The organism is Cognatilysobacter segetis (assembly GCF_004359965.1).
GTDB lineage: Bacteria > Pseudomonadota > Gammaproteobacteria > Xanthomonadales > Xanthomonadaceae > Cognatilysobacter > Cognatilysobacter segetis.
This window is the reverse complement of sequence record NZ_SMRQ01000080.1, coordinates 1-10,358: the sequence shown is the minus strand read 5'-3', so window position 1 is coordinate 10,358 and position 10,358 is coordinate 1. Positions and strand designations below refer to the sequence as shown.

Genomic DNA, 10,358 nt, shown 5'->3' with positions numbered 1-10,358 from the left:
TCCGCACGGCGTGGCGCAGGCGCTCAACGACATCGGCTTCGCGCATTACCAGCTGGGCGCGTACGACGATGCGCAGACCTACTGGCAGCGCGCAGCGGACGCCTATCGCCGCCTCGGCGACGAGACCGGCGACATCCGCACGCGCGAAAACCTCGGGCTGCTGCAGGCCGCGCGGGGGCGCTGGAGCGAGGCAACGCGATCGCAGCAGGCGGCGCTGGCGCAGGCACGCAAGCTGCAGATGGCCGAGGAAGCCGCCGTGGCCTACCGCAACCTCGCCGAGGTAGCGCTCACACGCGGCGACGTCACGACCGCGGTCGACAACGCCGCGCGGGCGCGACAGCTGTTCGACGAGCGCGACGACCTGCGCGGGTCGGTCGATGCAAGGTTGATCGGCATCGAGGCAGCGCTCGATGCAGGCGATGCCGCATCGGCGCAACGCGAGCTCGATGCGTTGCGCGCCGACCTCGCGCAGGCGTCCACCGAACAGCGCGCGATCGCCGGCCGCCTCGCGGCGCGCACCGCGCAGTCGCGCGGCGATACGCGCGGCGCGCTGGTGGCCCTGCGCGCCGCGCTGCCGCAGGCGCAGGCGTCGGGCGTGCGCGCGCTGCAACTCGAACTCGACCTGTTGCAGGCGCGGCTCGCCGGCCGCGACGTCGCCACGCTGGATGCCCCAACCGCGTCGCTCGGCAATGCCGCGCTGCGGCTCGACTGGATCGACGTCGCGATGGCACGTGCCCTCGCCGCGCGCGACGGCACAACCGTGCTGCGGCTCTACCTCGAAGCCGCGCCGTGGCTGCGCGACAACGCCAGCCGCGTCGCGGCGTCCATCCATGCACAGGCGGCACAGGCGCATCGCCTCGACGGCGACGAGCCCGGCGCGCGCGAGGCCGAAGCTGCGGCGCGTGAGGCGTCCACGCGTTTCGCCGCGCGGTTGCCCTCGGCGAGTCGCGGCCGCCCCGCTTCGGATCCGACGCCATGAACCCGTCCGATCCCGACCGCTACACGCGGCTGCTCGAGCGCCTGGAGGCGAACGAGCGCGAATTCCGCCGGCTCGGCCGCTCCGTGCTGCGCGTGCAGGAAGACGAGCGCCGGCGGCTGGCGCGCGACCTGCACGACGGCATCGGCCAGAACCTCACCGCACTCAAACATCGGCTCGCGGGGCTGCGCGATGCCGACGGCGTGGACGCCGCGCTGCGCGATGCGCTCGACGCCGCGGTGGCGCTGTGCGCCGACACCCTGGAGGACACGCGCGAGCTGTCGCGCCTGCTGCGTCCGACGATCCTCGACGACCTCGGGCTCGAGCCCGCGCTGCGCTGGCTCGGCCGCAGCATCGGGGAGTCCGCCGGCATCGCGATCGCGGTCGAGATCGAGCCGCTGCCGCCCATCGACGGCGAGCGCCAGACGCTGCTGTTCCGCATCGCGCAGGAAGCGCTCAACAACATCGCCAAGCACGCGCAGGCGCGCAGCGTGCTGCTGCGCGTCGTCGAGCGCGACGGCCAGCTGCAGTTGCAGGTCGTGGACGACGGCGTCGGCTTCGATCCCGCGCTGCAGCCCGGCGGCAGCGGCCTGTCGGGGATGCGCGAACGGCTCCGGTTGTTCCAGGGACGGCTCGAAGTGCATTCCGCGCCCGGCCACGGCACGCGCTTACGAGCGGTGGTGCCGGTCGACGGCCTCTAGCCGCCTTGACGCCGGCGGCCGGCGCGCCGCAGGGTGGCGGTATGCCGATCCGCATCCTCATCGCCGACGACCACACGCTGGTGCGCGAGAGCCTCGTGGGCCTGCTGCAATCGGAGGGCGACGTGCAGGTCGTCGCGCAGGCCGCCGACGGCATCGAGACGATCGAAAAGGCGGTGGCGGTGCGCCCGGACGTGGTGGTCGCCGACCTGTCGATGCCGCGCCTCGGCGGCATCGAGGTCGTCCGCCGGCTCCGCGATGCGGTCCCCGAAACGCGGGTGCTGGTGCTGACGATGCACCAGGAGGACGAGTACGTGCTGCAGGCCGTGCGCGCGGGGGCATCGGGCTATCTGGTCAAGGACAGCGCGTCCGCCGAGCTGCTGGTCGCGGTGCGCAACCTGCATGCCGGGCGCGGCCACTTCGGGCCGCAGGCGGCCCGCGCCATCGCGCAGCAATTGCAGCACCCCGAGCGCACGCACGACGATCCCTACGGGCGCCTGACGGCGCGCGAGCGCGAGGTGTTCCATCTGATCGCCGAGGGCCACACCACCAAGGAAATCGCGCGCAAGCTCGACATCAGCGCGAAGACCGCGGAGAACCATCGTGCCCGCGTGCTCGACAAGACCGGCGTGCGCAACACCGCGGAACTGGTGCGCTACGCGCTGCGCAAGGGCCTGCTCGACTAGCGTGCCGCCGGGCGCGGCAACGCGAACGACGCCACGCCGCACAATGCCGCGAAGCCGGCCCCGGCGAGGAACGTAGTCGGCGCGCCCCAGACGTCCCAGAGCGCACCGGCCAGGCCGCTCGCCACCAGCAGCGCGATCCCCGATGCGAGGCTGAAGACGCCGAAGGCGGTGCCGCGGAAATCGCCCGGCGCGTGGTCGGCCACGAAGGCGCCGAGAACGCCCTGGGTCAGCCCCATGTGCAGGCCCCACACCGCGGCGCCGACCAGCGCGGCAGTCGCGGTATGCGCGCCGGCCAGCACGAGGTCCGCCGCCACCAGCACCGCGAGGCCGGCCACCAGCACGCCGCGGCGCCCGAGGCGATCGCTCAGCACGCCGGCCGGGTACGAGCTCACCGTGTAGACCAGGCTCATCACCACCAGCACGAGCGGTGCATACGCCTTCGCGAGCCCGAGCTGGTCCGCACGCAGGATCAGGAACGCCTCGCTGAAGCGCGCGAGGGACAGCAGCGTGCCGATCACCACGACGCGCCAGTAGCCGCCGCCGAGCGCGCGCAGGCCGTCGCGCGTGATGGGAAGGCGCGCGCGCGCCACGCGGTCGCCCGCGCGTTCGGGCTCGCGCACGAAGCGGACGAGGATCGCCACCGACACCAGGCTCGGGATCGCCGCGAACCACAGCACGTGGCGGATGTCGTCCTGGAACGCCAGCATCAATCCGATCGCCGCCAGTGGCCCGATCACCGCGCCCACGGTGTCCATCGACTGCCGCAGCCCGAAGCTCGCACCGCGCAGGTCCGGCGGCACGACGTCGCTCATCAGCGCGTCGCGTGGCGCCCCGCGGATGCCCTTGCCGAAGCGGTCGACCAGCCGCGCCGTCAGCACGGCGCCGACCGAGCCGGCCATCGGGAACACCGGCTTGGTCAGCGCGGCCAGCGCATAGCCCAGCACGACGATCGGCTTGCGGCGGCCCAGCGCATCGCTCGCATAGCCGGAGAACAGCTTGGTGACCAGCACCAGGCCCTCGGCCGCGCCCTCGATCAGGCCGATGGCCAGCGCGCTCGCGCCGAGCGGACCGGCGAGCAGCAGGGGCAGCAGCGAATGCACCATCTCGGAGCCGAAGTCCATGAAGAGGCTCACCCAGCCGAGCGCCCAGACCGCGTGCGGAATGCGCCTGAGGTTCGATCGCTGCATCGTCGGCTCCGTCATCGCCGGCGAGTATCGCCGCCGCGCCGCGGGACGCCTGCACGCCCCGTCGACGCCCGCACCGTGCGGACCGGTATGCTCATGGCGATCCCCGACCGGAGCCGTCGATGCGCAGTCCGTTCCGCACGTTCCTCGTCCTCGCCGCCGCCACGCTGCTGGGCGCCTGCGCGAGTGGCCCCGCGCGCCGCGTCTCCGAACCCGCCGCGCAATTGCAGCAGATCACGGTGCGCGCCGACGGCGGCTGGGACCTGCAGCTGCGCCTGCAGAACTACAGCTCGATCCCGATGCGGTTCGACCGCGTGCGCCTCGCGCTCGTCGCGGCGGGCGCCGCGGCGGGCGACGTCATCGCGACCCCAGCGCTCGACATCGGTCCGGAATCGGCGGACGTCATCAACCTGCGGCTGCAGCCGGCGACGGCCTCGAAGCTGGCGGTCGCGGACGCGCTGGCCGGCAGCCACGGCATCGATTACCAGCTCCAGGGCGAGATCGTCGCCACGCCGGAGAAGAAGTCGCAGAAGACCTTCGCCGTCGAGCACCGCAGCTCGCTGAGCCCGGCGCCCGGCCTGCCCGGCGTCCTTCGCTGACCTGGAGGTTCCATGAGCCGTTACGACGCCCCGCTCGCCGACATGCGCTTCGTGCTGTTCGACCTGCTGCAGGCCGAACGCGAATTCGCGCGCCTGGGCCATGCCGACGCCACGCGCGACGTCATCGACGCCGTGCTCGAGGAAGGCGCCCGCTTCGCGACGCAGGTGCTCGCGCCGCTCAATCGCGTCGGCGACGAAACCGGTTGCACCCTCGACGTTGCGACCGGTGACGTCCGCACGCCGCCCGGTTTCAAGGAGGCGTACGCGCAGTACGTCGACGGCGGCTGGACCGGCCTCGTCACCGCGACCGAGCACGGCGGCCAGGGCCTGCCGCACCTGGTCGGTTTCCCGATCAAGGAAATGGTCGACGCCGCGAACCTCGCCTGGGGCAACTTCCCGCTGCTGTCGAACGGCGCGGTGGAAGCGCTTTCGGTGTACGGCACCGAGTGGCAGCGCGAGGTCTTCCTGAAGCCGCTGGTCGAAGGTCGCTGGACGGGCACGATGTGCCTCACCGAGCCGCACTGCGGCAGCGACCTCGGCCTGCTGCGCACGCGCGCGGAACCGCGCGACGACGGCACCTACGCGATCTCCGGCACGAAGATCTTCATCACTGCCGGCGAGCACGACATGACGGACAACATCGTCCATCTCGTCCTCGCGAAACTGCCCGACGCACCGGCCGGCAGCCGCGGCATCTCGCTGTTCGTCGCACCGAAGTTCCGCGTCGCGCGGGATGGCTCGATCGGCGAGCGCAACACGCTTCGCTGCGGCAGCCTCGAACACAAGATGGGCATCCACGGCTCGGCCACGTGCGTGATGAACTTCGACGGCGCCGAGGGCTATCTCGTCGGCGAACCGCACAAGGGCCTGATGGCGATGTTCGTGATGATGAACACCGCACGCCTCGCCGTCGGCCTGCAGGGCCTCGGGTTGTCCGATCGCGCGTTCCAGAACGCGCTCGTGTATTCGAAGGAGCGCCTGCAGATGCGCTCGGCGACCGGCGCGAAATTCCCGGACAAGCCGGCCGATCCGATCATCGTCCACCCCGACGTGCGCCGTATGTTGCTGACCTGCAAGGCGCTGGTCGAGGGCGGCCGTGCGCTCGCCTACGACGCCGCGCTGCAGTACGACCGTTTCACGCATGGCACCGACGAGGCGGAACGTGCCGAAGCGGAAGCGCTCGTCGGTTTCCTCACGCCGATCGTGAAGGCCTGCCTCACCGAATGGAGCATCGAGGTCACCTACGACGCACTGCAATGCTTCGGCGGCCACGGCTACATCCACGAGCACGGCATGGAGCAGCTCGCGCGCGATGCGCGCATCACCACGTTGTACGAAGGCACCACCGGCATCCAGGCGCTCGACCTGCTCGGTCGCAAGGTCATGCAGCTCAAGGGCGCGGGGCTGAAGGCGATGCTCGCGCGCATCCGTGCGTTCGCCGACGCGGCCGGCGGCGACGCCGAGCTCGACGGCTATCGCACCGCGCTGGCCGACCTCGCTACGCAATGGCAGGCGCTCAGCGTCGAGATCGCGCAGCGCAGCGGCGAGGACGCGGACGAGCTCGGCGCTGCGTCCTACGACTACCTGATGTTCTCGGGCTACGTGTGCCTGGCGTACTGGTGGGCGCGCAGCGTGGAAGCCGTGCGCGGCGTGTCGGTGCCGCCCGCTTTCGCCGACGCGAAGCGCGCCACGGGCCGCTTCTACTTCGAGCGGATCCTGCCGCGCACGCTCGCGCATGCCGCCGCGATCCGCAGCGGTGCGACGTCGCTGATGACACTGGACGCCGAGGCGTTCGACGCGGGTCGCTGAACGGTCGCGATTCAGGCGGCGACGGACGCGCATCCGTCACCCGGCCGTTATAAGCTCGGGGCATGGCGCATCCACATGCCCGCCTGCGACTGGTCCAGCACGACCCCGTGTGGTCGGCCGAGCCGCTCTCGCCCCCGCCGGGCGGCTTCCCGCTCGACGGCGTGCGCCTGCTGTCCCTCGATGCGCACGGCCACGTGCTCGACTGGCTGCATTGGCAGGAAGCCACCTGCCTGTACGCGCGCGACGCGGTGGCGTGGACGCTCGGCGAACCCTGCCTGCGGGTGCACGGCGGCCTGGCGCGCACCACGGGCGAGCGCAGCCTGATCGAGCTGCATCCGATCGTCGCGACCCGCGGCCGCGCGCGTGCGCACGCGCTCAATCCGACGCCGGCGCTCACCAACCCCGCGCTGTTCGCCCGCGATTCGCACCTCTGCCTGTACTGCGGCGACGTGTTCCCGCGCAGCCAGCTCACCCGCGACCACGTGGTGCCGCTGTCCAAGGGCGGTCGCGACATCTGGGAGAACGTGGTCGCCGCCTGCTTCCCCTGCAATTCGCGCAAACGCAACCGGACCCCGCACCAGGCGGCGATGCCGCTGCTCGCCGTGCCGTACCGGCCGAGCTGGATCGAGCATCTCATCCTCTCGAACCGCCACATCCTCGCGGACCAGATGGAATTCCTGAAGGCGCACCTGCCCAAGCGCGCGCGCCGACCTGCCGCCTGAGCCGGACTGGGTGCCTGTTCACGATTCCGGGATGCGACGGCCGTCCCACCCTGCCGCGACGTGCCTCGCGCGTTGACGGCGCCGGACCCATTCGCAACACTCGGCCCATCCACCAGGCAGAGACGCAATGGCCGCACTGACCCTCGGCTTCACCGGCATGGACGCGTCGACCGAGAGCGAGCTCCGGCACGCGTTCGAACAGGCCCTGCCCGCCTCCGGTGGCGGCTGGCAGCTGGTGCCCGACACGCATGCGGACTACGTCGTCGTCGACATGGACAGCATGTACGGGCCGATGAGCTGGCTGCGGCTGCACGCGGCCGGCAAGCACGTGGTCGGCCTGACGGCCGCGCCGCGCACGCAGACGCCCTACCGCCTGGGTCGTCCGGTCGGCAAGGACGAGCTGGCGACCCTGCTCCGCGACATCCGCGACGCCGCGGGGATCCCGGCCGCGGCGCCCGCACCGACGCCGGCTGCCGTGCCTGCCGCCGCTGCCGAACCAAGCGTCCCGCCGTCGCGCCCGTCGGGCATGACGCCGTCGCCCGAACCGATGGACCTGTTGCCAGAGGAGCGCCCGCTGCCCTCCCCGGCCGACGAGCTGCCCGCCAATCCCGAAGCGATCACCGAACCGGCTGCCATCGCCGACGAGCCGCCGAGCGTCGCGGTGGGCCAGGTGCTGCCTGCTGCGCCCAGTATCGAACCGGCGCCTGCAGCGCCTGCAGCGCCCGTAGCACCTGCAGCGTCGGCAGCGCCTGCGGAGGCGCCGGCGCCCGTCCGCTCGGTCGAGCCGCGCACGCTGGCCGAATGGCTGGCCTCGGGCCGCGTGCGGGGCCGCGTCCGCTTCGGCGATGCCTCGACCTCCGTGCTGATCGATGCGGACGAACGCCAGTATTTCGGCCCGGCCGCGCTGAAGGCGACGGCCCCGCTGTTCGATCGCGAGAGCACGCTGGCCGACTTCGAGCCCGTGTCCGCGGACGTCTGGAGCGCGCAGACGGCGGCGCTCGGCGCGCCCCAGCCGCTGGCACGACTGATCTGGTTCGGCGCGTTGCTGGCCGGCCAGGGCCGCCTGGAGGGCGGTTACGGCGCCGGCGAGCGCTTCAAGCTCAGCAAGTGGCCGCAGACCGAGCGCGAGTTCCCGAAGCACTTCCGCATCGCGACGGCGATGATGAAGGGCCCGGCCACCGTCGCCGAGATCGCGGAAGCCAGCAGCGTGCCGGAAGCGGACGTCGCCGACTTCGTGAACGCGTCGCTGGCGACCGGCTTCGCCGAGCCGTATCGCGAACCCGAACCCGAGCCGGATAGCAGCAAGCCGGGCGGGCTCTTCGGGCGGCTGCGCGGCCGCTGATCGAAACTTGCCGCTCGCGTCCCCGCGGCGGGACAATACGGGGTTCGCTTTTCCGGCTGCTCCGATGATCGACCCGCAGCGTTATCCGCGCCTTTCCCGCATCGCCGTCCCGGCCGACCTGCGCACGTTCGACGAGAGCGAGTTGCAGGCGGTCGCCGATGAGCTGCGCGCCTACCTCATCGAGCAGGTGGCGCTGGTCGGCGGGCATTTCGGCGCCGGCCTCGGCGTCATCGAACTGACGGTCGCACTGCACTGGCTGTTCGACACGCCCAACGACCGGCTGGTGTGGGACGTCGGCCACCAGACCTATCCGCACAAGATCCTGACCGGCCGCCGCGACACGATCGCGACGGTCAAGCAGAAGGACGGCGTCGCGCCGTTCCCCAAGCGCGACGAGTCCGAGTACGACACGTTCGGCGTCGGCCACAGCTCGACGTCCATCTCCGCCGCGCTCGGCATGGCGATCGCGCTGCAGGCGCGTGGCGACGACCGCAAGGTGGTCGCCGTGATCGGCGACGGCGCGATGACCGCGGGCATGGCCTTCGAGGCGCTCAACCATGCCGGCGGCATGGAGCCCGAGCCGAACCTGCTGGTGATCCTCAACGACAACCAGATGTCGATCAGCGAGAACGTCGGCGCGCTGACCAAGATGCTGGGCCGCCTGTCCGGCAGCCGCGCGCTGAACGCCCTGCGCGAGGGCGGCAAGAAGCTGCTCGGCGACAAGAACAAGGGGCCGGCGCGCTTCGTGCGGCGCTGGGAAGAGCACTGGAAGGGCATGTTCGTGCCGTCCACGCTGTTCGAGGAACTCGGCTTCCACTACACGGGCCCGATCGACGGCCACGACATGGACGCGCTCGTGTCGACGATGAAGACGCTGAAGGGCCTCAAGGGCCCGCAGCTGCTGCACATCGTCACCACCAAGGGCAAGGGTTACGAGCTCGCCGAGGGCGACCAGATCGGCTACCACGCGGTATCGCCCTTCGATCCCGCCAAGGGCATGGTGGCCAAGGGTGGCGTCAAGAAGCCCACCTACACCGAGGTATTCGGCGACTGGCTGTGCGACATGGCGGCCGCCGATCCGCGGGTCATGGGCATCACGCCGGCGATGCGCGAAGGCTCCGGGCTCGTGCGCTTCAGCCGCGAATACCGGGATCGCTATTTCGACGTCGCGATCGCCGAGCAGCATGCGGTGACGCTGGCCGCCGGCATGGCCTGCGAGGGCGCGAAGCCCGTCTGCGCGATCTACTCGACGTTCCTGCAGCGCGGCTACGACCAGCTCGTGCACGACGTCGCGATCCAGAACCTCGACGTGCTGTTCGCGATCGATCGCGGCGGCGTGGTCGGGCCCGATGGCGCGACGCATGCCGGCAACCTCGACCTGTCGTTCCTGCGCTGCGTGCCCAACATGGTGGTGATGGCGCCGGCCGACGAGGACGAGTGTCGCAGGATGCTCTCGACGGGCCATTACTTCGACGGCCCGGCCGCCGTGCGGTATCCGCGCGGCACCGGTCCCGGCGTCGCCGTCGAGCCCACGCTCGACACGCTGCGGATCGGCCGCGGTGAGATCCGTCGCCGCGGCGCGCGCATCGCCCTGCTCGCGTTCGGTGCGATCGTGCCGGCCGCGCAGGTCGTCGGCGACGAGCTCGGACTCACCGTCGCCAACATGCGCTTCGTGAAGCCGCTCGACCGCGAGCTCATCCTCGAGCTGGCGCGCACGCACGAGGGTTTCGTCACCCTTGAGGACAACGTCGTCGCCGGCGGTGCCGGTGCCGGCGTCGCCGAGCTCCTCGCCGCCGAGGGCATCGTGCTGCCCGTACTTCACCTCGGCCTGCCCGACGAATTCCAGCACCATGCCAGTCGCGAACAGCTGCTGGCCGAGGCGGGCCTGGACGTCGCGGGCATCCGCGCGTCGGTGCTCGCGCGGTGGCCGCAGCTGCGCTCTCCGCCGCGCGCCGCCGCGGTCTGACGACACGCCTCGCGGCGCGCGACGCCGCGAGATCGGAGCAGTCGCGCGCGTGCGGCTACGGCGCGATGTGGTCCCCGTTCGCTGCGGCCTCGCCGGGGGCCTCGACCACGTAACCCTTCGACGCCAGCGCGGCCACCAGCCCGCTGCGCGACAGCACGTCGTTCATCGGCAGGATCGCGAACGTCGTGCGATGCCGGGCAAGGCTCGATTCCGCCTCCGCGATCCACTTGGCGCGCGCCTGCGACTCCAGCGAGTCCATGCCGTACTTGGCGGCGAACGCGCCGCCGAGCATCGCGCGCTCGCAGACGTCGCCGAGGTCGGGATTCGGCAGCGCGCCCAGCGCCTGCACGTCACCGCGCGCCCAGGCGTCGGCGCG

Annotated in this window: 9 protein-coding genes and 1 pseudogene; 8 read left to right on the top strand and 2 right to left on the bottom strand. The window is 71.7% G+C overall.

The annotated features are described in order from the left end of the window. From E4F61_RS13280 to E4F61_RS13270, 3 genes are all read left to right on the top strand, one after another. A partial coding sequence (locus E4F61_RS13280) for a tetratricopeptide repeat protein (protein WP_133480108.1) occupies nt 1-979 on the top strand: 979 nt, incomplete at its 5' end. Next, nucleotides 976-1,677, top strand: coding sequence for a sensor histidine kinase (locus E4F61_RS13275; RefSeq protein WP_133480107.1), 702 nt, complete (start codon nt 976-978; stop codon nt 1,675-1,677). The genes E4F61_RS13280 and E4F61_RS13275, both read left to right, overlap by 4 nt. Before the next feature lie 41 nt (nt 1,678-1,718). Further along, complete coding sequence (locus E4F61_RS13270; protein WP_133480106.1) at nt 1,719-2,360, top strand: response regulator; 642 nt, start codon at nt 1,719-1,721, stop codon at nt 2,358-2,360. Here the strand turns inward: E4F61_RS13270 and E4F61_RS13265 are convergent. Then, a complete protein-coding gene (locus E4F61_RS13265) occupies nt 2,357-3,547 on the bottom strand; it encodes an MFS transporter (RefSeq protein ID WP_133480105.1) in 1,191 nt (396 codons plus the stop codon). The two genes, E4F61_RS13270 and E4F61_RS13265, sit on opposite strands and share 4 nt — an antisense overlap. Nucleotides 3,548-3,666: 119 nt before the next feature. Here E4F61_RS13265 and E4F61_RS13260 point away from each other — a divergent pair, with 119 nt between their 5' ends. The 5 genes from E4F61_RS13260 (at nt 3,667) to dxs (ending at nt 9,982) form a co-directional block, all read left to right on the top strand. Continuing rightward, the gene (locus tag E4F61_RS13260) at nt 3,667-4,143 is read left to right on the top strand and encodes a hypothetical protein (protein ID WP_133480104.1); all 477 of its coding nucleotides are present in this window, start codon (nt 3,667-3,669) and stop codon (nt 4,141-4,143) included. Nucleotides 4,144-4,155: 12 nt separating this feature from the next. Then, the gene (locus E4F61_RS13255) at nt 4,156-5,952 is read left to right on the top strand and encodes an acyl-CoA dehydrogenase C-terminal domain-containing protein (RefSeq protein ID WP_133480103.1); all 1,797 of its coding nucleotides are present in this window, start codon (nt 4,156-4,158) and stop codon (nt 5,950-5,952) included. 62 nt (nt 5,953-6,014) lie between these two features. Then, the gene (locus E4F61_RS13250) at nt 6,015-6,674 is read left to right on the top strand and encodes an HNH endonuclease (RefSeq protein WP_133480102.1); all 660 of its coding nucleotides are present in this window, start codon (nt 6,015-6,017) and stop codon (nt 6,672-6,674) included. 127 nt (nt 6,675-6,801) lie between these two features. Further along, on the top strand, nt 6,802-8,016 hold the full coding sequence (locus E4F61_RS14785) for a hypothetical protein (protein WP_202909009.1): 1,215 nt from the start codon (nt 6,802-6,804) through the stop codon (nt 8,014-8,016). A gap of 64 nt (nt 8,017-8,080) precedes the next feature. Further along, on the top strand, nt 8,081-9,982 hold the full coding sequence (dxs, locus tag E4F61_RS13240) for a 1-deoxy-D-xylulose-5-phosphate synthase (protein WP_133480101.1): 1,902 nt from the start codon (nt 8,081-8,083) through the stop codon (nt 9,980-9,982). A 55-nt stretch (nt 9,983-10,037) separates the two neighbouring features. On the opposite strand, the pseudogene E4F61_RS14740 reads toward dxs, so the two are convergent. Continuing rightward, nucleotides 10,038-10,358: pseudogene (locus tag E4F61_RS14740) on the bottom strand (TraB/GumN family protein); the annotation flags it as partial.

Coding starts and splice junctions, on each gene's coding strand:
- E4F61_RS13275 (WP_133480107.1), top strand. CDS start 976: ATGAACCCGTCCGATCCCGACCGCTACACGCGGCTGCTCGAGCGCCTG.
- E4F61_RS13270 (WP_133480106.1), top strand. CDS start 1,719: ATGCCGATCCGCATCCTCATCGCCGACGACCACACGCTGGTGCGCGAG.
- E4F61_RS13265 (WP_133480105.1), bottom strand. CDS start 3,547: ATGCAGCGATCGAACCTCAGGCGCATTCCGCACGCGGTCTGGGCGCTC.
- E4F61_RS13260 (WP_133480104.1), top strand. CDS start 3,667: ATGCGCAGTCCGTTCCGCACGTTCCTCGTCCTCGCCGCCGCCACGCTG.
- E4F61_RS13255 (WP_133480103.1), top strand. CDS start 4,156: ATGAGCCGTTACGACGCCCCGCTCGCCGACATGCGCTTCGTGCTGTTC.
- E4F61_RS13250 (WP_133480102.1), top strand. CDS start 6,015: ATGGCGCATCCACATGCCCGCCTGCGACTGGTCCAGCACGACCCCGTG.
- E4F61_RS14785 (WP_202909009.1), top strand. CDS start 6,802: ATGGCCGCACTGACCCTCGGCTTCACCGGCATGGACGCGTCGACCGAG.
- dxs (WP_133480101.1), top strand. CDS start 8,081: ATGATCGACCCGCAGCGTTATCCGCGCCTTTCCCGCATCGCCGTCCCG.